Source organism: Ruegeria sp. CH11, assembly GCF_056537105.1.
Genome location: NZ_JBQFQX010000001.1, coordinates 98,872 through 121,419, shown reverse-complemented (window position 1 = coordinate 121,419; position 22,548 = coordinate 98,872). Strand labels below are relative to the sequence as shown.

19 protein-coding genes are annotated in these 22,548 nt (G+C 59.1%); 12 read left to right on the top strand and 7 right to left on the bottom strand.

The window, feature by feature from the left end; translation table 11 throughout:
* Positions 1-49: 49 nt before the first annotated feature.
* The gene (locus ACR0LX_RS00615; RefSeq protein ID WP_480570100.1) at positions 50-727 is read left to right on the top strand and encodes a DUF502 domain-containing protein; all 678 of its coding nucleotides are present in this window, start codon (positions 50-52) and stop codon (positions 725-727) included.
* Here ACR0LX_RS00615 and ACR0LX_RS00610 read toward each other — a convergent pair whose 3' ends face one another.
* Both ACR0LX_RS00610 and ACR0LX_RS00605 read right to left on the bottom strand, forming a co-directional pair.
* Complete coding sequence (locus tag ACR0LX_RS00610) at positions 728-1,753, bottom strand: patatin-like phospholipase family protein (RefSeq protein ID WP_480782152.1); 1,026 nt, start codon at positions 1,751-1,753, stop codon at positions 728-730.
* A 64-nt stretch (positions 1,754-1,817) separates the two neighbouring features.
* A complete protein-coding gene (locus ACR0LX_RS00605) occupies positions 1,818-2,591 on the bottom strand; it encodes a 3-hydroxybutyrate dehydrogenase (protein ID WP_480782151.1) in 774 nt (257 codons plus the stop codon).
* A 301-nt stretch (positions 2,592-2,892) separates the two neighbouring features.
* Between ACR0LX_RS00605 and ACR0LX_RS00600 the strand changes: the two genes are divergently transcribed.
* Together ACR0LX_RS00600 and ACR0LX_RS00595 are read left to right on the top strand one after the other, a co-directional pair.
* Entirely contained in the window at positions 2,893-4,707 is a 1,815-nt protein-coding gene (locus ACR0LX_RS00600; protein WP_480782150.1) for an extracellular solute-binding protein, read from the top strand.
* Positions 4,708-5,268: 561 nt separating this feature from the next.
* Positions 5,269-5,505 (top strand): hypothetical protein, encoded by a 237-nt coding sequence (locus ACR0LX_RS00595; protein ID WP_480570112.1) that lies wholly within the window; start codon positions 5,269-5,271, stop codon positions 5,503-5,505.
* Here ACR0LX_RS00595 and ACR0LX_RS00590 read toward each other — a convergent pair.
* Entirely contained in the window at positions 5,494-6,117 is a 624-nt protein-coding gene (locus ACR0LX_RS00590; protein WP_480782149.1) for a helix-turn-helix domain-containing protein, read from the bottom strand. The two genes, ACR0LX_RS00595 and ACR0LX_RS00590, sit on opposite strands and share 12 nt — an antisense overlap.
* Positions 6,118-6,182: 65 nt before the next feature.
* On the opposite strand from ACR0LX_RS00590, the gene ACR0LX_RS00585 reads away from it, so the two are divergent.
* The 5 genes from ACR0LX_RS00585 to ACR0LX_RS00565 all read left to right on the top strand — a co-directional run bounded on the left by ACR0LX_RS00585 (position 6,183) and on the right by ACR0LX_RS00565 (position 12,026).
* Positions 6,183-7,700, top strand: coding sequence for a class I adenylate-forming enzyme family protein (locus ACR0LX_RS00585; protein ID WP_480782148.1), 1,518 nt, complete (start codon positions 6,183-6,185; stop codon positions 7,698-7,700).
* The gene (locus tag ACR0LX_RS00580; RefSeq protein WP_480782147.1) at positions 7,697-8,356 is read left to right on the top strand and encodes a DsbA family oxidoreductase; all 660 of its coding nucleotides are present in this window, start codon (positions 7,697-7,699) and stop codon (positions 8,354-8,356) included. Before ACR0LX_RS00585 ends, ACR0LX_RS00580 begins: the two co-directional genes overlap by 4 nt.
* Positions 8,357-8,429: 73 nt before the next feature.
* Entirely contained in the window at positions 8,430-9,638 is a 1,209-nt protein-coding gene (locus ACR0LX_RS00575; protein WP_480570123.1) for a multidrug effflux MFS transporter, read from the top strand.
* Positions 9,639-9,693: 55 nt separating this feature from the next.
* Positions 9,694-11,358 (top strand): hypothetical protein, encoded by a 1,665-nt coding sequence (locus ACR0LX_RS00570; protein WP_480782146.1) that lies wholly within the window; start codon positions 9,694-9,696, stop codon positions 11,356-11,358.
* A complete protein-coding gene (locus ACR0LX_RS00565) occupies positions 11,355-12,026 on the top strand; it encodes an SH3 domain-containing protein (RefSeq protein WP_480782145.1) in 672 nt (223 codons plus the stop codon). Before ACR0LX_RS00570 ends, ACR0LX_RS00565 begins: the two co-directional genes overlap by 4 nt.
* Here ACR0LX_RS00565 and mfd read toward each other — a convergent pair.
* Complete coding sequence (mfd, locus tag ACR0LX_RS00560) at positions 12,023-15,475, bottom strand: transcription-repair coupling factor (RefSeq protein ID WP_480782627.1); 3,453 nt, start codon at positions 15,473-15,475, stop codon at positions 12,023-12,025. The two genes, ACR0LX_RS00565 and mfd, sit on opposite strands and share 4 nt — an antisense overlap.
* A gap of 18 nt (positions 15,476-15,493) precedes the next feature.
* On the bottom strand, positions 15,494-16,021 hold the full coding sequence (locus ACR0LX_RS00555) for a component of SufBCD complex (protein ID WP_480570132.1): 528 nt from the start codon (positions 16,019-16,021) through the stop codon (positions 15,494-15,496).
* 120 nt (positions 16,022-16,141) lie between these two features.
* Between ACR0LX_RS00555 and hemB the strand changes: the two genes are divergently transcribed.
* The 4 genes from hemB (at position 16,142) to ACR0LX_RS00535 (ending at position 20,972) form a co-directional block, all read left to right on the top strand.
* A complete protein-coding gene (gene hemB, locus ACR0LX_RS00550) occupies positions 16,142-17,140 on the top strand; it encodes a porphobilinogen synthase (RefSeq protein WP_480782144.1) in 999 nt (332 codons plus the stop codon).
* A 140-nt stretch (positions 17,141-17,280) separates the two neighbouring features.
* Positions 17,281-17,853, top strand: a complete 573-nt coding sequence (locus ACR0LX_RS00545; protein WP_480570138.1) for a lipid-binding SYLF domain-containing protein — start codon at positions 17,281-17,283, stop codon at positions 17,851-17,853.
* A gap of 164 nt (positions 17,854-18,017) precedes the next feature.
* A complete protein-coding gene (locus ACR0LX_RS00540; RefSeq protein WP_480782143.1) occupies positions 18,018-20,480 on the top strand; it encodes a penicillin acylase family protein in 2,463 nt (820 codons plus the stop codon).
* Between the two features lie 96 nt (positions 20,481-20,576).
* Positions 20,577-20,972: an SgcJ/EcaC family oxidoreductase gene (locus ACR0LX_RS00535; RefSeq protein ID WP_480782142.1), complete on the top strand. Its 396-nt coding sequence runs from the start codon at positions 20,577-20,579 to the stop codon at positions 20,970-20,972.
* 3 nt (positions 20,973-20,975) lie between these two features.
* Here ACR0LX_RS00535 and hflX read toward each other — a convergent pair whose 3' ends face one another.
* Both hflX and hfq read right to left on the bottom strand, forming a co-directional pair.
* Complete coding sequence (gene hflX, locus ACR0LX_RS00530; RefSeq protein ID WP_480782141.1) at positions 20,976-22,247, bottom strand: GTPase HflX; 1,272 nt, start codon at positions 22,245-22,247, stop codon at positions 20,976-20,978.
* Positions 22,247-22,486, bottom strand: coding sequence for an RNA chaperone Hfq (hfq, locus tag ACR0LX_RS00525; RefSeq protein WP_010440340.1), 240 nt, complete (start codon positions 22,484-22,486; stop codon positions 22,247-22,249). The genes hflX and hfq overlap by 1 nt, the downstream gene beginning before the upstream one ends.
* Positions 22,487-22,548: the final 62 nt, after the last annotated feature.

Here is a 22,548-nt window from a genome sequence, read left to right as displayed (position 1 = left end):
TGATTAACTAATTCCGCAAACCACTCAGGATCGCCTGCTCAGCACAGCCATGAACACACCGTTTGACGAAGAACCCAATCGCCGGCCCGGGCTGTTCGCCGGCCTACGCGCGTCGTTTCTGACCGGGATCGTCGTCATCGCGCCCGTCTGGCTGACCGTCTGGCTGATCTGGTCGGTTGTCGGGTGGATCGATAGCGCGGTTCTGCCGCTGGTACCACAACGCTTTCAGCCGCAGGAATATGTCGGCATAAACCTTCGCGGCGTTGGCGTTGTCATTTTCTTGATCTTCACAGTCATCGTTGGCTGGATCGCCAAGGGCATTCTTGGCCGGTCGCTGATCCATTTCGCCGAAAGCCTTGTGGATCGCATGCCGGTTGTCCGTTCGGTCTATTCCGGGATCAAGCAGATCTCTGAAACCGTCTTTGCACAGACCGAGCGTTCGTTCGAAAAGGCCTGCCTGATCCAATATCCGCGCCGGGGCATCTGGGCCATCGGTTTTGTCTCTACCACGGCCCGGGGTGAGGTGAGCGAACGCGCCGAAACAGGGGGCGAATTGCTAAGCGTCTTTGTCCCGACAACGCCCAACCCCACATCCGGCTTTCTGTTGTTCTTTCCGGCCGAAGATGTGATCCTGCTCGACATGTCCATCGAAGACGCCGCCAAGCTGGTGATCTCGGCTGGGCTTGTCTATCCCAACGACAAAGACCCGACGCAACCGCCTGAATGATCAGCCAAACATCGTTGGCAGGTCGACGGTACTACGCTGACCCAGATCAGATTTGTGGTCGCGTAGAAATTGATGCGCCGCCGCATGCCCTGCCTGTTTCAGCCGGTTCAGAATGACTGGATTTGGTACCGTCTTGGTGGCTGCCGACAGATCATTCATCAGTTCATCATCCGCGATCATGTGAACCAGAACGCGGCTCATCTCGCCCGCTTTCAGCTTGCCTTCCTGCAAAAGCCGCTGGACAAAACTGATCGCACGCAACTCGCGAAACAGCGACGAGTTGAAGCTGATCTCGTTGATACGGTTCTGGATTTGCTGAGGGGTCTTTGGCACCTCATCCCGTTCCAGCGGGTTGATATTCACGATCACCACGTCATCGGGCAAGCCGCCCCCAAACAGAGGGTAAAGCGCCGGGTTCCCGGTGTAGCCGCCATCCCAATAGGCTTCTTTCCGTCCCGATTTCGGGTCATAGATTTCAACGGCCTGAAACAGATTGGGCAAGCAGGCCGAAGCCAGAATGGCATCAGTCGAAATCTCGTGACCGGTGAACACCCGAATCTTGCCGCTGCGCACGCATGTAGCGCAAACAAACAGCCCCGGGCCATCGTCGGCGCAAATTTCGTCGAAATTGAAGTTGTCCACGACAGGCTCAAGCGGATTGCGGTAAAACGGACCATAAGCATAGGGCGAAACCAGCCGCGACCACGCATCCGCCATGGAAAACGGCACCGAATACTCGATCGCCTGCGCAATATGCGCCGGCTCAAGCCCACGCATCCAGTGGGCAATGCGCATATCGCCTACTGCGCCCATACGTTTCCACAACCCGTTCAGCGTTTCGCGCGCGCCCTCGCGCCCGGCACGCACCATGCCCGATTTGAACGCTGCGCCGTTCAACGCTCCGGCCGAGGTTCCAGTAATCGCCGCAACCTCGATATCCTCTTCATCCAGAAGCCGGTCCAGCACACCCCAGGTAAATGCGCCATGCGCACCGCCGCCCTGCAATGCCAGATTGATCCGTTTCATGACCATGCCCCTTCATCTTTTCCCAAATACTCCGGGGGTTTGGGGGCAGCGCCCCCAAGCAACCTCACAACGCCGTCCAACCACCATCGACCGAGATCGTTGTTCCAGTAATCTGCGCCGCTGCGTCCGAGCACAGGAACACTGTGGTGCCGCCGAGCTGCTCGACCGTCGCAAACGCCTTGGATGGCTGCCGTTCCAGCATGACGTTTTTGATGACGTCCTCGCGGCTCATATCGTATTCCTTCATCGTGTCTGGGATTTGCGCCTCGACCAGTGGCGTCAGCACATAGCCTGGGCAGATCGCGTTCACTGTAATCGGCTCCTGCGCGGTTTCCAGCGCCACAGTCTTGGTCATACCCACGACACCGTGCTTCGCCGCCACATAGGCGGCCTTGTAGGGCGAGGCCGTCAGCCCGTGCGCCGAAGCGATGTTGACCACACGCCCCCACCCGGCGGCGCGCATTTTCGGCAGAGCCGCTGCCATAGTGTGGTAAGCCGAGTTCATGTTGATCGCGATAATCGCATCCCACTTTTCGACCGGGAACTGATCGATGGGTGAGACATGCTGGATACCCGCGTTGTTCACCAATATGTCACAGGCCCCCGCCTGTTCGATCAGCGCGCGGCACTCATCGCCCATGGACATATCCGCCTTGATATAGCGCGCGTTGGTGCCGGTCTCTTTGGCAATTTCGGCGGCCAGGGCGTGATCCTCATCCCGATCGGTAAAGGAATTCAGCACCACGTCAGCCCCCGCCTTGGCCAATTCACGCGCGACACCCAAGCCGATGCCGGAATTGGATCCGGTGATGATTGCAGTTTTTCCCGTAAGGCTCATCTTGTCTCTCCTACAGAGTCAGGTTTGTCGACACAGTGCCATGCTGCACCTGCAAAGAAAACGGGGAAACATCACCTTGACTTGCCAGCTTACGCAGGGGCCGCCTGAACCAAAAAAAACGCCCGCGCGAAGCGGGCGTTAAGTTATTGAGGCAGGTTTCATACAGGCAAGAAACCTATCGAGCAGTGCAACCTTTATAAGCAATTCCGTGCCGTCATCCAAGCTAAAAGTTTGATAATATGAAAAATCATGGCTACGGTGAATCCCAACAAAATAAGGCCAGAGCAGGATTGTTTCCAAAATGCGCCCCCTTTATTCACGCCCCGCACAGCGTCTGATCGCGGGAATCGCCGCAATTTTTCTGGCCTCGACTGCTCATGCAGATTCGGCCCATGGCATAGCTATGTATGGCGACCCGGCCCTACCACCGGATTTTGTGTCCTTACCCTATGCCAACCCGGATGCCCCAAAGGGCGGCAAGGTCGTCTTTGGCAATACCGGAGGGTATGACAGTCTGAACCCCTTTGTTCAGAAAGGCACCTCGCCCTGGCAGTTGCGGTTTTGGACGCATGAAGGGCTGATGGGGCGGTCCTGGGACGAACCTTTCACTCTTTACGGGTTGTTAGCCGAATCGGTTGAGACCGCACCGGACCGCTCGTGGGTCGAATTTACCCTGCGCGAAAACGCCCGATTCTCGGATGGCAGCCCGGTCACTGTTGATGACGTCATCTGGTCATATGAGACGCTTGGGACCGAAGGCCATATTCGGTATCGCGGGCTGTGGGGCAAGATCGACAGTATCGAACAAACCGGACCGCGCAGCGTCCGGATTACCTTTAACGAAGAAGACCGTGAGCTTGCTCTGATCGCAGGCCTGCGCCCGATCCTGCAAAAGGCTCAGTGGGAGGGTAAGGATTTCGCCAACGCGCCCTTGCAGGACATTCCCGTTGGAACCGGCCCTTACGTGATCGATGACTATGAAGCAGGCCGATACGTGAACCTGCGCCGCAACCCCGATTACTGGGGGGCCGATATCCCCTTCCGGCGCGGCACGATGAACCTGGATGACATGCGGATCGAGTTCTACGGCGACGGCACCGTTCTGTTCGAAGCCTTCAAAGCCGGAGAGCTTTCTGCCGTACGTGAGTTCAATGCTGACAAATGGGACGGCCAATATGGCTTTCCGGCGGTCCAGCGCGGCGACGTGATCAAAACCGAGATTCCGCATCGTAAACCCTCGGGCATGACGGGTTTTGTTATGAACACCCGCAAAGCGCCCTTTGACGATTGGCGCATACGCGAAGCGCTGACGCTGGCTTTCAATTTCGAGTTCATCAACGACACGATAACCGGCGGCGCGCAGCCCCGGATCACCTCGTATTTCTCGGGCTCCGATCTGGCGATGCAGCCCGGACCGGCTACAGGTCGCGTCAGGGAATTGCTGGAACCTTACGCAGATGACTTGCTGCCCGGAACGCTCGAAGGCTACACGCCGCCCCAGGGCGACGGTTCGGCACGCAATCGGGCCAATATCCGCAAAGCCTCCAAACTGCTGGCCGAGGCCGGATGGACCATTCAGGACGGCGTGCTGCAAAATGACAAGGGCGAGCCGTTTTTGATCACGGTCCTTCTGCAGCAAGGAGACACCGACAATCACACTGCCATCGAGATTTATGCCCGCGCGCTGGAGCGTTTGGGCATCCAGGTGATGACGGAAACCGTAGATAGCGCTCAATATGCGGGCCGCACGTCTGAACTGGATTTCGACATGACCAATTTCCGTCGCGCGCTGTCTCTGTCGCCGGGCAACGAACAACGGCTGTACTGGGGAAGCGAGAACGCTGATACGCCGGGAACACGAAACCTGATGGGTGTGGCATCGCCCGCCGTTGACGGGTTGATCGACGCCATGCTGACCTCGGAAGACCCCAATGATTTTGTGGCCGCCACGCGGGCGCTGGACAGGGTTCTGACAGCCGGGCGCTATGTTATCCCGATCTGGAGTTTTGATGTCGGGCGCATCGCCCATGCAAAAGAGCTGAAATTCCCGGACACATTGCCCATCTACGGCGACGGGCCGGAATATATGCCGCAGATCTGGTGGTACGAAAACTAGGCCGTTGATCGGCCCGCAACGTTCGTTCTCGGATGGGGAGGCGTGGTCGCGTTCCGCCTCGTCGCTGTCAAATAGCTGCCAATGAGCGCAAGACACCCCTCCGTGACGTAGCGTAAAGTACGCTGCGCGTTGGTTTCGGCGGAAATCAGCACAGTCGACGAATGCCCAAGACATGGTATGAGAATGCGCAAGATCCTCAAAACCTTGCCTCTACCACAATAACTGCGACTTTGAACAAACTTGACACAAGGGGTTTACTGGCTCGTGGGTAATTGGTTACGTTGCATGCAAGGAATGGAATAATTCAAGGCAAAGAAACGCTTATTTTACATGGCAGATAGCGGTTCTCCGTTATTCAAAGCCTTCTGAAAAACGGACCAACCGCCACTCACTTTTAAGCTGGTCCGTCTGCCCGTTGCGGTCATCCGCAGCGGGTTTTTTGTTCCCAAACCCGCGACATTCAGCCTGCGACATTTTGTCATGTGCGCTGCGACATGGAGGCATTCGTAGGCTTGTACCGGGGAGAGCAATCCTGAAACGTCATCAAAGGAAGGCTCGCAGATGCTGAACTGGGCTGATCTGACACAAGACTGGAGCGCATGCTACGCGCGCGCGAAACGCAGGTTCCCGAACTTGCGCGACAAGGACATGGCGCGTATGCGAGACGACCGCAAGCGGTTCGAGGCGTACCTGGCCGAGCGCCATCATCTGACCGTGAACGAAGCCCGGGAAGAGCTTGAGGATTTCCTGTTTACCGAAGGGCTCAACCGCGAAGTCAACCTGGCCTTAGGCAAGTGACGTCACCCACAGGATAGTAGCATCTTCGTCGCTGACCGAAACGACGTTGTGCCCCATGCTGGCATCATAATAAGCGCTGTCGCCCCGGCGCATTTCGACGGGTTCGTAATATTCCGTATAAAGCCGCACGACACCGGTCAGCACATACAGAAACTCTTCGCCATCATGGCGCACCCATCCGTCAAACTCGTCCATTGATCGCGCGCGCACCCGGGCACGATAGGGCAACATCTGTTTGTTGGTCAGGGTCTCAGCCAGCAATTCATGCTCGTAGGTGGCGGTTGCATGTGCAGTACCATCACCCACCTTGGTCACGGCCATGCGCCCCAGCACCTGACCCCTTTGCGGCTGAGTGAACAGTTGAGGCACCGAAATCTCAAGTCCCGTCGCCAGCTTTTTCAGCGCGTCATAAGTTGGGGACATTTGCCCGTTTTCGATCTTGCTGAGCGTTGATCGCGCCAGCCCCGCCTGCGTGGCGGCCTGTTCCAGCGTCCAGTTACGTGCCTTGCGCAGCTCGCGAACGCGCGCACCAAGGTCAAGGGGCTCGACATGGGCAGGCTCGCCACTGTCGCGCGCGATGCGGATCAGGGATTTGGGATCACTTGTCGTCATGGCCAACTCTATAGGGCCAGCAGCACGCGCTTGCAACGCGGCTGCCGCCGCGCTAGCCAAGACACATGCTGTCCATTTTCGATCAGGGCCCACCAGCACCCTGCCCCACCCCGTTCAACATGGCGGCGCATGTCATGCGCCATGCCCCCGCTTTGGCAGACAAGACGGCCTTGTCGGTTCTGTCCGCAGGCGGGTCAGAGGACTGGAGCTATGGCAAACTGCAGGCCGCCATTCTGGGCACCGGAACCGGATTGCTGAAAGCGGGTCTGAAACCCGGTGATCGGGTGTTGATGCGGCTGGGCAATGGCGTCGAGTTTCCAATCGCCTATCTGGCTGCCATTGCGGTCGGAATTATCCCGATACCGACCTCATCGCAACTGACAGAACCCGAAACCGCGCGGATCATTGACGACCTGTCGCCCACGGCTGTCCTGCGGGACCTCGGAATAGCCTGTGCACCTCATCCGCATCAGATCGGATTGGAGCAACTGGCCGAGATGCGGAACTTGCCCCCTGCCGCCTTTGCGATGGGGGATCCAAACCGGCTGGGCTATGTGGTCTACACCTCTGGCACTTCGGGCAAACCCCGTGCGGTGGCCCATGCGCATCGCGCGATATGGGCGCGGCAGATGATGGTTGATGGCTGGTACGGGCTGCGCCCTTCGGATCGTCTGTGTCACGCCGGGGCGTTCAACTGGACCTATACGCTGGGAACTGGGCTGATGGATCCCTGGGCCATTGGCGCGACTGCCCTGATCCCGCAACCAGGTACTGATCTGGACGCGTTGCCTGAGCTTCTGAAAGAAAACCAAGCCACGATTTTCGCCGCCGCACCGGGCGTGTTCCGCAAGATACTGCAACGGCCAGACCTGCCGAACCTGCCCGATCTGCGCCACGGGTTGTGCGCGGGTGAGAAACTGTCTCGCCATCTGCACGAAGAATGGACCCGGGTGACGGGCACTGAACTCTACGAAGCCTACGGCATGTCCGAATGCTCGACCTTTATCTCGTCGAGCCCGACTCATCCAACCCGTGGCGAGGCACTGGGCCAGCCACAACCGGGCCGAAGGGTCGCAATCCTAGGTCCTGACGGACCGGTCCCGCAGGGTCAGGAAGGCACCATCGCCGTGCATCGCGACGACCCGGGCCTGATGCTGACCTATCTCAACGCTTCGGACGAGGCCGCCAGCCGAATGCAGGGCGACTGGTTCCTGACCGGCGATCAGGGCGCAATGACCGTCGACGGACAGATCACGTATCTGGGCCGCGACAATGACATGATGAATGCCGGTGGCTACCGTGTTTCCCCGGTCGAGGTCGAGTCGGTGCTGGCCCGATACCCTGGCATTTCGCAGGTCGGCGCAGCCGCGGTCGAAGTCAAACAAGACACATCCGTCATCGCCGCCTTCTATACCGGGCCGGAAAAACTGGACGAGGCAGCGTTACGCGCCTATGTGTCCAAAAATCTGGCGCGCTATAAACAGCCGCGCGCCTTTGTTCACCTGTCCGCGCTTCCCACCGGAGGCAACGGCAAACTCCTGCGCCGGGCCCTGCCGGCCTATTTCAAGGCACCATCCGAATGACCCAGACCGTCAAGCTTGATATCATGTCCGACCCGATCTGCCCGTGGTGCTATATCGGCAAGACCCATCTGGACAAGGCGCTGGCCGAAGTGCCCAACCACCCGTTCGTAATCGAATGGCACCCATTTCAGCTGAACCCGGACATGCCCGCCGACGGAATGGACCGTCGCGAATACCTCGAGCGCAAGTTCGGCGGCAAGGACGGTGCCGTGCGCGCCTATGCGCCCGTGGTCGAACATGCCGAAAACGCCGGTCTCAAGATCGATTTCGAAGGCATGCAGCGCACGCCCAACACGCTCGATGCCCATCGCCTGATCCATTGGGCGGGAATTGAGGGCAAACAGAATGCGGTGGTTGACGCGCTGTTCAACGCCTATTTCGTCGAAGCGCGGGATATCGGCGATCATGAAGTTCTGGGCGACATCGCAGACAGCGTGGGCATGGACGCGGCCGTTGTGCAGAAATTGCTGAAATCCGATGCGGATCGCGAAGATATCAGCAAGCGCGACAGCCATTCTCGCGAGATGGGGGTGACCTCGGTGCCAACTTACATCGTTGCCAATCAGCATGCTGTACCAGGTGCTCAACCTCCTGAATTATGGGCAAAAGTGATCGGTGAAATCATGTCTCAAATTGAGGCTTCCTCCGCAGAATAGCACATATACCTGTGCGTTTTCCCACCTAGCCCAACCGCGCTTGCCGTGTTAGCGCAGTTGGGAAGGAGCCCCCATGACCAAGCACATGTCACGCGGCGAATTCATTGCGCTGATCGCGATGATGTTTGCCACTATCGCGTTTTCGATCGATTCCATGTTGCCTGCGCTGCCCGAGATCGGCGCGCAGCTCAGCCCGGATGATGTCAACAAAGCGCAGTTGATCTTGACCTCGTTTGTACTGGGTATGGGGATCGGGACATTTTTCACCGGCCCACTTTCCGACGCAGTTGGCCGCAAACCGGTCATCTATGGTGGTGCTGCGCTTTATATTCTGGCCTCAGCGGTGGCATGGGCCAGTTCCTCGCTGGAATTGGTACTGGCCGCTCGCGTTGCGCAGGGTCTTGGTGCGGCAGGCCCGCGCGTCGTCGCAATGGCCATCATTCGCGACCTTTATGCAGGGCGCGAAATGGCGCGGATCATTTCGATTGCTATGCTGATCTTTACGCTGGTTCCGGCTGCGGCCCCGATGCTGGGCGCGGGCGTGATCGCGCTGGTCGGATGGCGCGGAATCTTCGTCTCGTTCATCCTGTTTGCCGTGCTCATCATCATTTGGATGACGTTGCGCCTGCCCGAGTCGCTGGCCCCCGAAAATCGTCGTCCGTTTCGCCTGCCGCTGATGATCTCTGCCGTGCGGGAAATGATGACACATCCCACGGTGCGCATTTCCATCGCGGTGCAAACACTGTGCATGGGTCTGTTGTTCACCATGCTGACGATGGTGCAGCCGGTGTATGACGTTATCCACGACCGCGCCGAGAGCTTTCCGTTCTGGTTCGGGTTCGTGGCGCTGCTGTCGGGTTCGGCAAGCCTGCTGAACGCTGCGGTGGTGGTCCGGCTTGGCATGCGCCGCATCGTGACCTGGGCGCTGGGCGGACAGATCGCGATCACAACGACGATCATATTGCTGAACCAAACCGACCTTTCGCCGGACGCGTCCTTTGCGCTGTTCGTTTTCTGGCAGACGACGTTGTTCTTCATGGCCGGCATGACCTTGGGCAACCTGAACGCTATCGCGATGGAGCCGATGGGGCATATCGCGGGCATGGCGGCCTCGGTCATCGGGTCGATCTCAACTGTTCTCGCGGCGGCCATTGCAGCGCCGGTCGGGCTTCTGTTCGATGGTTCGATCACACCATTGGCTTTGGGCATATTGACCATGAGCACCCTTGGCTTTGGCCTGATGCTGCATATGGGAAGGGTCGAAAACCGACTGCTCGCCTGACCTGTCCACACAGGCTGAATCGCGCTATCCTGCCCCCGAATTCAAGGGGGGAACCATGAGCTACGACTATGATCTGGGGACATATTCCTGCCCCGTCACAACATCATCGCCCGAAGCGCAGCTTTGGTTTGATCGGGGTTTGATCTGGACATACGGTTACAATCACGACGAAGCCGTCGTCTGTTTTCAGCGTGCCCTCGAACATGACCCCGAGTGCGCGATGGCGCATTGGGGCGTAGCTTATGCGGCAGGTCCAAACTACAATATTCCGTGGGAGTTGCAGGACGACCGGGGCCGCGCCAAATCTCTGAAGATCGCATATGACGCCATGCAGTCTGCGTTGTCGCTTTGCGATCGCTGCACGGCTGTCGAGCAGACTCTGATCCGCGCGCTGCCCGCGCGCTATCCCCAACGTGACCCGGTCGAGGATATGCATCAGTGGGACTATGCCTTTGCCGATGCCATGCGCGCGGCCTTTGCCGGGCAGCCCGACCACCTGGATCTGCGTACGATCTATGTTGAATCGCTGCTGAACCTGACCCCCTGGCAAATGTGGGACCTGAAGACCGGGCAACCTGCGGAAGGTGCCGCCACGCTTGAGGCGCAAAAGGCGCTTGAGGACGCGATGGCGGATGATCCTGCGTCCATGACGCATCCCGGCCTTCTGCATCTTTACGTGCACTTGATGGAAATGTCGCCGACGCCGGAAAAGGCGCTGAAAGCCGGCGATGTCCTGCGCACATTGGTTCCCGACGCGGGACACCTTGTGCATATGCCCACGCATATCGACGTTCAGTGCGGGCACTATCACAACGTTGTTCATTGGAACGAAGTGGCCTCGATTGCCGATCTGAAATATTTCGAACGCGAGGGCGCGCTCAACATCTACACGGGATATCGGCAGCACAATTACCATTTCGCTATCTACGGCGCGCTATTCCTGGGGCAGATCGAACCCGCCCTGCACGCCAACCAAGGCATCTGGGACACAACGCCCGAAGAGATGCTGCGCATTGAAAGCCCGCCTATGGCGGATTTCTTCGAAAGCTACATGTCCATGGGACCGCACATCCTGATCCGTTTTGGGCGGTGGGAAGAGGCGAAGGCACTGGAATTGCCGGAAGACCCCGATCTCTATCGCACGCTAACGGCGACCACCCATTACGCGCGCGCGCTTGCATACGCCGCTACGGGACAGGTGGGCGAAGCCGAAGCCGAAGAGCAACTGTTCCTCAGCGCCAAAGCATGTGTCCCCGAGGCGCGCCTGCTGCACAATAATCGTGTTATCGATCTGCTTGAAATCGCAACAGAAATGCTGCGTGGCGAGATCGAATACCGAAAAGGTAACTTCGAACTGGCATTCGGGCATCTGCGCCGCTCGGTCGAATTGGACGATACGCTGCCTTATGATGAGCCCTGGGGCTGGATGCAGCCGACACGCCACGCATTGGGCGCGCTGTTGTTCGAACAGGGGCATGTGGCCGAGGCCGAGGCCGTTTATCGCGAAGACCTCGGGTTGGGTGGTTCGCTCGGCCGCGCGTCGATACACCCGGATAACGTCTGGAGCCTCAAAGGTTTGCATGATTGCCTAAAGAAGCGCGGCGAAGAAGTTGAAATAACACAGATAAAACAAAGGCTGGACCTGGCTCTGGCACGTGCCGACAGGGCCGTCGCGGCCTCGTGTTTCTGCGCGCAAGCCGCGATGAAGGACGCCGAATGAGACTGCACATTGTTTTGGTAGCCGCCTTTTTCGGAAACCCGGTTTTTGCGGATCGCCAAAGTTTCCCACCGATCGACGAAGCAGCACAGGATCCATCCGTCGCCGCCTTTCGTGCCGATCTGCTAACCAAGGTACGGGATCGCCAGATCGACGCAGTGATTTCGGCCAGTTGCGATGACATCGAGCTTGGCCAAGACAGCGGACTGGACGCGTGGCGCGCCACTTTGACCTCTGGTCCCGACGCCCCAGCCGAGGACGCGACGGTGCCACCCTCGGCCGGGCCGGACGCTATCTGGACGGCACTGGAAGACACGCTTGCGCAACCCGGTTACTTCGATGATCAGGGCGAATTCTGGATGCCCCATCAGTGGCAGATAACCCTGCCCGCCTCACTTGACCCCGGTTTGGCTTTTTTTGTCACCGGCGAGAATGTCACCCTTCGCCAGAGCGCGTCCCGCGATGCGCCGGTTGTCGGGCTGATAAGCCATGAGGTTGTGCTCGTTCCCACGTTTTTGCCCGATCTCGACTATCAGCGGGTGTTACTTACTGACGGAACTCCAGGCTATATGCACAGAGACTTTTTGTGGTCGATGACCGGCTATCGAGCGGCTCTGGTGAAGTCGGATGCAGGCGACTGGCAGCTATGTACCTTCGTGACCGGTGACTAGGCTTTGGCTTTTTTCTTCTGGGCGACCACTTTCTCGGCCAGATCACGGGCTATGGCAAAGGCACCCTTGATCTTGTCGCTGTCTTTCTTCCAGTCACGCCGGACGACAATCTTGTTATCTTTGACCTTGGCCAATCCGCGCTGGTTTTGAATGAATTCCACCAACCCTTGCGGAGACGCGAATTTGTCATTGTGAAACTGGATCGTCGCACCTTTCGGCCCGCCATCCAGCTTGGCTATCCCGGCGCGTTTGCACATCGCCTTGATACGCACGACCAGCATCAGGGTGTTGACCTCTTTCGGCAGCGTTCCGAACCGATCAATCAGCTCGGCGGCAAAGCCCTCCAGTTCAACCTTGGTCGATAACGAAGACAGGCGACGATAGAGACCCAGGCGCACGTCCAGATCGGGCACGTAATCCTCGGGGATCAGAACCGGCACACCCAGATTGATCTGCGGCGCCCATTGATCGTCGGCATCCGACAGCCCCTCCATCTCACCGGCTTTGATCTTGGCAATCGCCTCTTCCAGCATCGATTGGTAAAGCTCATAGCCCACGTCTCGCATCTGGCCGGACTGTTCCTCGCCCAGCAAATTGCCCGCGCCGCGAATGTCGAGATCCTGAGAGGCCAGTGTAAAGCCCGCGCCCAGCGTATCGAGCGAGCCCAGAACCCGAAGACGTTTCTCGGCCGTCGCTGTCAGTTTTTGGCGCGGCTTGGTGGTCAGATAGGCATAAGCGCGGGTTTTCGACCGCCCCACCCGGCCCCGGATTTGGTAGAGCTGCGCGAGGCCGAACATATCCGCCCGATGCACGACCATGGTGTTTGCCGTCGGAATATCCAGTCCGCTTTCGACAATCGTCGTTGCCAGCAACACGTCGTATTTTCCGTCGTAAAACGCGTTCATGCGGTCATCGAGTTCGCCCGCCGCCATTTGCCCATGCGCGACAACGTATGTCAGTTCCGGCAGTTGCTCCTTCAGGAATTCTTCAATCTCGGGCAGGTCCGAGATGCGGGGCACGACATAGAAACTCTGCCCGCCGCGATAATGCTCGCGCAGCAGCGCCTCGCGGATGGTGACAGCGTCGAACTCGCTGACATAGGTGCGGATCGCCAGCCGGTCGATTGGCGGCGTGCCGATGATCGACAGATCGCGAACACCCGTCAGCGACAGTTGCAGTGTGCGCGGGATCGGCGTTGCCGTAAGGGTCAGCACGTGAATGTCGCTGCGCAGCTGTTTCAGACGTTCCTTATGGCCTACACCAAAATGCTGTTCTTCATCGATGATCAGCAGGCCCAGGTTCTGGAACCGTATCCCTTTGGCCAACAAGGCATGGGTCCCAATCACGATATCAACTGTCCCGCGCGCCAGCCCGTCGCGGGTCTGTTGCGCCTCTTTTGCCGAAACGAATCGGGACAATTGCCGCACCTCCAGCGGAAAGCCCCGGAACCGTTCCCTGAACGACGCCGCGTGTTGGCGCGCCAGCAGCGTGGTCGGCGCGACAACAGCCACCTGCACGCCTGACATGGCGGCGACGAAGGCCGCGCGCATGGCGACTTCGGTCTTGCCAAAGCCCACATCGCCGCAGATCAGACGATCCATCGGCGCGCCGGAATGCATGTCTTCCATGACTTCGTTGATAGCCCGCAATTGGTCGTCGGTTTCCTGATAGGGGAAGCGGGCACTGAACTCCTCCCACGCATGCGGAGGCGGATCCATGATCGGGGCCTTGCGCAGCGCGCGTTCGGCAGCGATACGGATCAACTTGTCCGCCATCTCGCGGATGCGCTCTTTCAGCTTGGCTTTCTTGGCCTGCCATGCGCCACCACCTAAACGGTCCAGCAGCCCTTCGTCATGGCCGTATTTCGACAGCAGTTCGATGTTTTCGACCGGCAAATACAGCTTGGACTGTTCGGCATATTCCAACAGCAGGCATTCATGAGCCGCCCCGGCTGCGGTGACGACCTCCATCCCCATGTAGCGGCCAATGCCGTGGTCGACATGCACCACCAGATCACCAGGGGACAGCGATTGGGTTTCGGTCAGGAAGTTCTCGGCCTTGCGGCGTTTCTTGGGTTGGCGGATCAGACGGTCGCCCAACACGTCTTGTTCGGCAATCACCGTGAGGTCGGGGGTTTCAAACCCGTGCTCCAGCGCCCAGACCGCCAGGTGCAGCCCACGTTTGCCAACACGGGTGCCGTCTGGGACCGGAATGGCCTCGGCCAGACCTTCATCTTCGATCAGACCTGTCAGACGTTCCCGCGCGCCTTGGGAATAGGATGCAATCAGCACCGGTCCTTTGGACAATTTGTCGGTGATGTGACCGGCCAATGCGCCAAACAAGCTGATACTTTCCTGCTGGCGTTCGGGCGCAAAGTTCCGCCCGATCCGCCCACCGGCGTCAATCACACCGGGACCGCTGGACTGAGGCAGCGGGCTAAAGTGCAAAACGCGCCGATCCCTCACAGCCTGTTCCCATGCGGCATCATCCAGATACAACAGGCCCGGCGGGGTCGGTTTGTAAACCGTATCCATGCGCGAGCGGTTTTCCAGCGCCAGCCGCCGTGTTTCATACTGATCCTCTATGGACTCCCACCGCGCCAACCGAGCAGGTGTGACCTGATCATCCAGCGAGATCGTCGCGCCCGGCAGATAGTCGAACAGCGTTTCCAGTTTCTCATGAAAAAACGGCAGCCAATGCTCGATGCCCTGATGTTTGCGGCCCGCGCTGACTGCCTCATATAGCGGATCGTCTGTACCGGCCGCACCGAACTCGATGCGGTAATTCTGGCGGAATCGGGTGATGGCGGCGTCATCGAGGATGACTTCGGACACCGGGGCCAGTTCGACCATGTCCAGCTTCTCTGTCGTGCGTTGCGAAACCGGGTCGAACCGGCGGGCACCGTCCAGAACGTCACCAAACAGGTCCAGCCGCACGGGACCCGAATCCCCCGGCGGGAAGATATCGATGATCCCGCCACGGATCGCGTAATCGCCGGGCTCCATCACCGTCGGGCTTTGCGTGAAACCCATCCGCACCAGAAAGTTCCGCAACGCGGTTTCATCCACGCGGTGGTCAACCCGCGCGGTGAACGCGGCCTCGCGCAGCACGTCGCGGGCCGGAACCCGTTGCGTCGCGGCGTTCAGCGTGGTCAGCAGCACAAACTGCGCGGGCATCTGGTGCACCAGCGCCGCCAGTGTCGCCACCCGTGCCGCCGAGATATCGGCATTGGGCGACACCCGGTCATACGGAAGGCAATCCCAGCCCGGAAAGACAAAGACAGGCATGTCAGGTGCAAAGAACGCCAGCGCCGCGCGCATCGCCTCCATCCGCTTGTCATCACGGGCGACGTGGCAGACGCGGCCGGACTTCGCGACCTCATTCAGAACAAGCTGTGCGTCAAACCCCTCGGGGGCGCCGCCAACCGTCACGTGGTTCGGAGCCTTCATCGCCATGCCTTTCCGATATTACCAACCCAGAACGCCGATAGAAAAATTCTGATACATCCCCCAGAGCGAGGTGACCAGTATCGAGATCATCCCGATGATCTGTGTATAAAACCGGCACCGCGTCAGGGTTTTGGATACGATTTCCAACGTAGGCTCGGTTTGCCGCAACCTTTTGGCAGCAAGGATGTTGATTGCGGTGACGAAGCTCAGCGGAAACAACAGCAAAAACACCGCCTGGGCAAACTCAACGCCATAGTGAAAGCCCAATGTCGCCAGACCGGTGAAGAAAAAACAGCACAGGGCGAATATGACCAGCCCCGAGACATCCATGACATACAGCAACCGGTTGGAGTTGATGCGCACGATATCCAGCAGGTCTCGTTCGTTCTGTCCACCTACGCGACGCGCGCGTACAACCAGATCATAAGGCACGCCCAGGACCCAGTGGCTGACAGATGACCACAGCACCGCAAGCGCTATCCAGAACCACAGATTCGAAAAGCTGCGCATGTCAATGAGTTCGAAGATCGAAGAGTATATGTCCAAGCGTCAGCCCTTTATTCACCGCCATCAGGGGGGTTCGTCGTGCCGACGCGATCAATGCTACCCTTGAGACTGCATCGAATTCATGCCACCCAATGCGCAAATGTTCAAGGAGAGCGCGCCATGAAACCGACCATTGCCCCCTATCCCCTGGCCCGGTTCCGCCGCGCGCGCCAATCTCCGGCGATCCGGGGACTGGTTCGCGAAAACACCTTGACCACGGATGATCTGATCTGGCCTGTCTTTGTGCGCGATGGTGAAGGTATCGAAGAACCCGTTCCCTCGATGCCGGGCGTTATGCGCCGGTCGGTCGATCTGATTGAAAAAGTTGCTGTCGAAGCGCAGGCGCTGGGTATCCCTGCGATCTGCATTTTTCCCTACACCGATCCGTCGCTCAAGACCGAGGACTGCGCCGAGGCTTGGAACCCCGACAACCTGTCCAACCGCGCCATACGTGCGATCAAGGCAGCCGCACCGGACATCGCTGTCATGACCGATGTGGCACTGGATCCCTATAACATCAACGGCCATGACGGCTATGTGGTCGATGGCGAGATCGTGAACGATCAGACAATCGAGGCGCTGGTGAAAATGACGCTTGCGCAGGCCAGTGCCGGGGCCGACATCATTGGCCCCTCGGACATGATGGATGGCCGCATCGGCGAGATGCGGCGCGCGCTTGAGACCGCCGGGCACCACAATGTCATGATCCTGAGCTACGCCGCCAAATATGCCAGCGCTTTCTACGGCCCGTTTCGTGATGCGGTTGGGGCGTCAGGTGCTTTGACCGGGGACAAGAAGACCTATCAGATGGACCCCGCAAACTCGAACGAGGCCCTGCGCCTGATCGAGCGTGACCTGACCGAAGGCGCGGATATGGTGATGGTCAAGCCTGGCATGCCTTATCTGGACATTTGCCGCCGGGTCAAAGACAGCTTTGGCGCGCCCACCTATGCCTATCAGGTATCTGGTGAATACGCGATGATACAAGCGGCGGCGCAGAATGGCTGGATCGACGGCGAAAAGGTGATGTTGGAAAGCCTGCTGGCGTTCAAACGTGCTGGGTGCGACGGGATTCTAACCTATTTTGCGCCGCAGGTGGGGCGGCTATTGAACGGGTAAGGCACCGCCTTCCCGCGATTTTTCGCCGATTGCACCGGGCGCTGGCCCAGCTTTCCCGTGACATGTGGGCGCATTCGGCGTATTCTTGCACATAAGATCGGGAACACCCGACATATCAGGCAGTTATACAGAGTAAAAACATGAGCAGTTCCAATTCTCCCCGACTGAACCGTCGCGGCTTTGCGCTTGGCATGGCTGGTCTGACAATGACCGCCGCTTGCGGCAACGGAGTAGGCAATTCCAACGCCGCAACAATCGACGCACGCGTCGATGCGACGCTGAACGAAATGTACACCAAGTACCCAAACACGGTCGAAATCGGCAACAAAGCAAACGGCATGCTGGTTATGCCGCTGATTACCGAGGCCGGGTTCATCTTTGGCGGCGGCTTCGGTCAGGGCGCGCTGCGCATCCAGGGTGCGACGGTCGACTATTATTCAGCCGTCAAAGGCAGCGCCGGGTTGCAGATCGGCGCCCAGCAATATGCGCATGTCCTGTTCTTCATGACCGAGGATGCGCTAAACGAATTCCGCCGCTCGAACGGTTGGACCGCTGGCGCCGACATCGGTTATGTGGTCGATGCAACGGGCAGCACTCTTTCAACCTCGACGACAACCCTGCGCAGCCCTGTTATCGCGGCCATATTTGGTCAGGCCGGTATGCTGTTCGGCGCGACGGTCGAAGGCACAAAATACACCCGCATCATTCCCTGATTTCGAATACCACTCCCCCCAGTGTCGAGCCCCGCTGTTGATCACGGCGGGGCTCGGTGCTTTTGGGGATCGGGTGCAGTTTCCAACTGCAATGGCCTTTCGGTCCAGGCAGCGTTCCTTTAGTCTCTGGCGCAATTGATAAACGCAGGAATTGTGGGGCAGGAATGGGTCTGGTTTTTCGCTGGCTGGTACGAATTGTGACGGGTCTGATCCTGCTGACACTGGCGGCGGTCGGTCTGGTCTATTTCCTGGCCAGCCAATCCTTGCCGGACTACAACCAGACCGTTGAAGTCAAGGGACTTACCGCCCCTGTCGAGATCGTCCGCGACACCGCAAATGTCCCGCATGTTCTGGCGCAAAATGACCCGGATGTGTTCTTTGGACTGGGCTATGCGCACGCACAGGACCGACTGTGGCAGATGACCGTGCTGCGCCGCACCGCGCAGGGCCGATTGTCCGAAGTTTTTGGCCAACGCACTGTGCCGGTCGACAAGCTGTTACGGCGTCTTGATTTGTACGGTCTGGCGCATCGCTCGGTCGAGGTTCAGGACGATTACACCAAGGCGGCACTGCGCGCCTATTCCGCCGGCGTGAACGCGCGTCTGGATGAAATCAATGAAATGGCACTGGGACGCGGCGCGCCCGAGATGTTCCTGTTCAACGCGCCCGTTTCTCCGTGGCAACCGGGCGACAGCCTTGCCGTGATCAAATTGATGAGCCTGCAATTGTCCGGACACCTGAAGGACGAGGTGCTGCGTGCGCGAACTTCTCTGATCCTGAACGATCAGTCGCGCCTGATGGACATTCTGCCCGACGTGCCCGGCCCAGGTATCGCTGCCCTGCCCGAATACGCAGCACTGTTTCCCGGTCTGCCCCGCTATGCCTCGGGCCGCGACATGCCGGACACCCCACTTTCGCCATTTCCGGAACGCGGGCTGGCGGGGGCCTCAAACGCCTGGACAGCCGCGCCATCGCGCTCGGCCAGCGGTGGTACGTTGTTGGCCAACGATCCCCATCTGGGCTTCACAGCGCCCGGGATCTGGTATCTGGCCCGGTTGGAACTGGCCAAGGGTGGCGTGATCGGCGCTACCATTCCAGGGGTCCCGGCGGTCATGACCGGTCGCAGTGACCGGCTGGGCTGGGGGCTGACCTCGTCATACCTTGACGATCAGGACGTTCACATCGAACAGCTGAATCCCGAAAACCCCGAAGAATACCTGACGCCCGATGGGTACAAGCCGTTCCGGGAACGTCCATCGATCATCGAAATCAAGGACGCCCCTCCGATCACGCTGACGCTGCTATGGACAGACAACGGGCCGGTGCTGCCCGGTACGCATTACGACCTTGAGACGATAACTCCGCCCGGCCATGTTGCGTCTCTGTCCTGGACCGCGCTCAGCCCGCGCGATACGTCGATGACGGCGTCGATGGCCTTGATGCAGGCCGATACCGTGCGCGAGGCCATTACGATCGCCGAGGATTTCATCGCGCCCTCGCAGAACCTGTCGCTGGTCGACAAAGACACAATCGGCCTGAAGCTGATCGGTGCAATGCCGGACCGCGATCTGAACAACCAAAGCCGCGGGCGTATCCCGACGCCGGGCTGGCTGGCGCGAAACCGGTGGCAGGGCCGCCTGCCCTACGCCGACAACCCAGAATTTGTTGCCCCGATTGGCGGCGTTCTGGGCAACACGAACAACAAGATCATCGACCGCCCCTTTCCCCTTCATGTGTCCTATGAATGGGGCGACACTCAACGTGTACAGCGCTGGGAACGCCTGATGCAATCCCGCGAAGTCCATACCCGCGACAGCTTTATCGAGGCGCAACTGGACACGGTCAGCTTTACCGCGCGTTCGCTTCTGCCACTGGTTGGAGCGGACCTTTGGTTCACCGGCGAATCCGCATCCGAAGGCACTCCCGAACGGCAACGCCGGATCGCGCTGAGCCTTTTGGCGAACTGGAATGGTGAGATGAACGAACACCTGCCCGAGCCGCTGATCTATGCCGCCTGGCTGCGCGCGTTGCAGATCCGTTTGATCTCGGATGAGCTGGGGCCGCTGGCGAAAGAGTTCAAACATGTCGAGCCGCTGTTCATCGAGCGGGTCTACCGCGACATCGACGGCGCTTCGGTCTGGTGCGACGTCCAGCAAAGCGCGCCTGTCGAGACATGCACCGACATGGCGCGGTTGGCGCTGGATGATGCGCTGATCTGGATTTCCGAACGGTATGGCGGCGCGCTGGAATCCCTGCGCTGGGGCGATGCGCATCAGGCCACGCATGATCACCCCGTTCTGGGAAAGGTTCCCGTGCTTCGGTACTTCGTGAACATCCGCCAATCGACCAGCGGCGGCGATAATACGCTGCTGCGCGGGCGCACATCGGGCGAAGGACCCGACCCGTTCCAGAACGTTCACGGCGCGGGCTATCGTGGCGTGTATGACTTTGCCGACCCGGACAGTTCCGTCTTTATCACTGCCACCGGGCAATCCGGTCATTTTCTGTCGCGCTATTATGATGATCAGGCTCAACTGTGGCGTCGGGGAGAATATATTCCAATGTCTCTGGATATCGGCTTGGCCCGGGCTGCGGCAGTCGGTGTGACGGTACTGACACCCCGGTAAGCGGATCGGCAATTCCTCGCCCCTTTTTACACCTCGCGTGGACGAGTCCGCGTTGCTTGGCATAAGTTACGGCAAGACGACCAAGGGGGTACTCAAATGGCCAGCGTTCGTGACGTGCTGAACAATCTCGCTCGCGACTATGCCATCGCTTGGAGTTCGGGTGATCCCGACGCCGTGGCTTCGTTCTTTGCCACCGATGGGCAAATCACCATAAATCGAGGCGAACCCATAAAGGGCCGACCTGCCATATCCGAGATGGCACAGGGGTTCTACAGCGAGTTTCCTGATCTGGAGGTTCGCTGCGATATGATGCGTTGGGCTGGCGCTCACGCCATTTTTGTCTGGACGTTGGAAGGACACCACGCCGAAACCGGAAACCGAGTCGTCACCCGCGGCTGGGAAGAGTGGGAACTGGATGCCGAGCACAAGGTTCGATCATCGCTTGGCTGGTTCGACGCTGAAGACTACCAGCGCCAGATAGACGGCCTATAGTCTTCAAAGCCCGTCGAACTGAGCTGCCTGCTTATCGGTCCACAGCACTGTGATCTGGAAACCTTCTTCGTCCTGCTCTTCCGACCGCACGACATCCTGACGGAACAGCCACGCCCGCTTGTCGCCTTCGGCAAAGCTTAGGTGCAATTGAGTCTCGTGCCGCGCCCCCTGCAATTGCGTGGCGAATTCTGCGAGCAGTGGGTCCACGCCTTCACCAGTCACGGCAGATATGGCGAAGATCGAAAGGTCACGGTCTGCCCGGGCAAGCACCGCCTCGCGGTCATCCGCGCCCAGCAGGTCGATCTTGTTCCAAACCTCTAGCCGGGGGCGATCCTCGTCTACTCCCAATGAGGTCAGAATCGTCTCGACATCCTGCGCCTGCGCTTCGGTCTCTTCGTGACTAATGTCGCGCACATGCACGATTAGGTCCGCCCCCAGAACCTCTTCGAGCGTGGCGCGGAAGGCGGCAACCAGCTCGGTTGGCAGGTTCGAGATGAATCCAACCGTATCGGACAGAATAACCTCGGGCCCGTCTGGTAGTTCCACCCGCCGCATGGTCGGGTCGAGCGTGGCGAACAGCATGTCCTTGGCCATCACCTCGGCCCCGGTCAGGTTGTTGAACAACGTGGATTTGCCAGCATTGGTATAGCCGACCAAGGCGACAATCGGATACGGCACCTTGGCCCGCGCGGCCCGGTGCAGGGTCCGCGTTTTGACGACCTTCTGCAACTGCCGACGCAGGCGTACAAGCTGTTCATCGATCGCACGACGGTCAGCTTCGATCTGGGTTTCACCGGGACCGCCGACAAAACCCAATCCGCCGCGCTGGCGTTCAAGGTGTGTCCAGGCGCGCACCAACCGCGTACGCTGATAGCTGAGCGCTGCCATTTCAACCTGCAACACACCTTCGCGGGTGCGGGCGCGGTCGCTGAAAATTTCCAAAATCAACCCGGTCCGGTCGAGGATCTTAACCTTCCACGCCTTTTCCAGATTGCGCTGTTGAACCGGCGTAACCGGCCCGTCGATCAAAACCAGTTCAACCTCGTGATCGTGAAACCGCGCGCCCAGTTCTTCGATCTTGCCACTGCCGAACAGCAACCCGGCCTGTGCGCGTGGCAGGCGCACGACTTCGGAGCCGATCACGTCAAGATCGGGCAAAGCAGCGGCCAACGCCACCGCCTCGGCCAGCGCCGGTTCGGGGACACGGCGCTGTTCGTCTGATTTGATTTCGGGATGCAGCACCCAGGCTCGGGTGCGCGTCCGTTCATGTTCCATCAAGAGGCGTCTTCGCCCTCATACAGGCTGATCGGCTGCGACGGCATGATGGTCGAAATCGCGTGCTTGTAGACAAGCTGCGACTGTCCGTCGCGGCGCAACAAGACGCAGAAGTTATCAAACCAGGTGATAACACCCTGCAATTTTACGCCGTTGATCAGGAAAATCGTGACCGGGACCTTTGCTTTCCGTACATTGTTCAGGAACGCGTCCTGAAGGTTTTGTCTGTCCGAAGCCATATTATTATAATCTCGCCATTGTTCTTGCTACGCGCTGCGGACCAACGCGCTCCCTCTGGCGG

Coding starts and splice junctions, on each gene's coding strand:
- ACR0LX_RS00590 (WP_480782149.1), bottom strand. CDS start 6,117: ATGACGACAAGTGATCCCAAATCCCTGATCCGCATCGCGCGCGACAGT.
- ACR0LX_RS00565 (WP_480782145.1), top strand. CDS start 11,355: ATGAGACTGCACATTGTTTTGGTAGCCGCCTTTTTCGGAAACCCGGTT.
- ACR0LX_RS00605 (WP_480782151.1), bottom strand. CDS start 2,591: ATGAGCCTTACGGGAAAAACTGCAATCATCACCGGATCCAATTCCGGC.
- hflX (WP_480782141.1), bottom strand. CDS start 22,247: ATGGAACATGAACGGACGCGCACCCGAGCCTGGGTGCTGCATCCCGAA.
- ACR0LX_RS00580 (WP_480782147.1), top strand. CDS start 7,697: ATGACCCAGACCGTCAAGCTTGATATCATGTCCGACCCGATCTGCCCG.
- mfd (WP_480782627.1), bottom strand. CDS start 15,475: ATGAAGGCTCCGAACCACGTGACGGTTGGCGGCGCCCCCGAGGGGTTT.
- ACR0LX_RS00545 (WP_480570138.1), top strand. CDS start 17,281: ATGAGCAGTTCCAATTCTCCCCGACTGAACCGTCGCGGCTTTGCGCTT.
- ACR0LX_RS00595 (WP_480570112.1), top strand. CDS start 5,269: ATGCTGAACTGGGCTGATCTGACACAAGACTGGAGCGCATGCTACGCG.
- ACR0LX_RS00575 (WP_480570123.1), top strand. CDS start 8,430: ATGACCAAGCACATGTCACGCGGCGAATTCATTGCGCTGATCGCGATG.
- ACR0LX_RS00535 (WP_480782142.1), top strand. CDS start 20,577: ATGGCCAGCGTTCGTGACGTGCTGAACAATCTCGCTCGCGACTATGCC.
- ACR0LX_RS00570 (WP_480782146.1), top strand. CDS start 9,694: ATGAGCTACGACTATGATCTGGGGACATATTCCTGCCCCGTCACAACA.
- ACR0LX_RS00585 (WP_480782148.1), top strand. CDS start 6,183: ATGCTGTCCATTTTCGATCAGGGCCCACCAGCACCCTGCCCCACCCCG.
- ACR0LX_RS00540 (WP_480782143.1), top strand. CDS start 18,018: ATGGGTCTGGTTTTTCGCTGGCTGGTACGAATTGTGACGGGTCTGATC.
- ACR0LX_RS00615 (WP_480570100.1), top strand. CDS start 50: ATGAACACACCGTTTGACGAAGAACCCAATCGCCGGCCCGGGCTGTTC.
- ACR0LX_RS00600 (WP_480782150.1), top strand. CDS start 2,893: ATGCGCCCCCTTTATTCACGCCCCGCACAGCGTCTGATCGCGGGAATC.
- hemB (WP_480782144.1), top strand. CDS start 16,142: ATGAAACCGACCATTGCCCCCTATCCCCTGGCCCGGTTCCGCCGCGCG.
- hfq (WP_010440340.1), bottom strand. CDS start 22,486: ATGGCTTCGGACAGACAAAACCTTCAGGACGCGTTCCTGAACAATGTA.
- ACR0LX_RS00610 (WP_480782152.1), bottom strand. CDS start 1,753: ATGAAACGGATCAATCTGGCATTGCAGGGCGGCGGTGCGCATGGCGCA.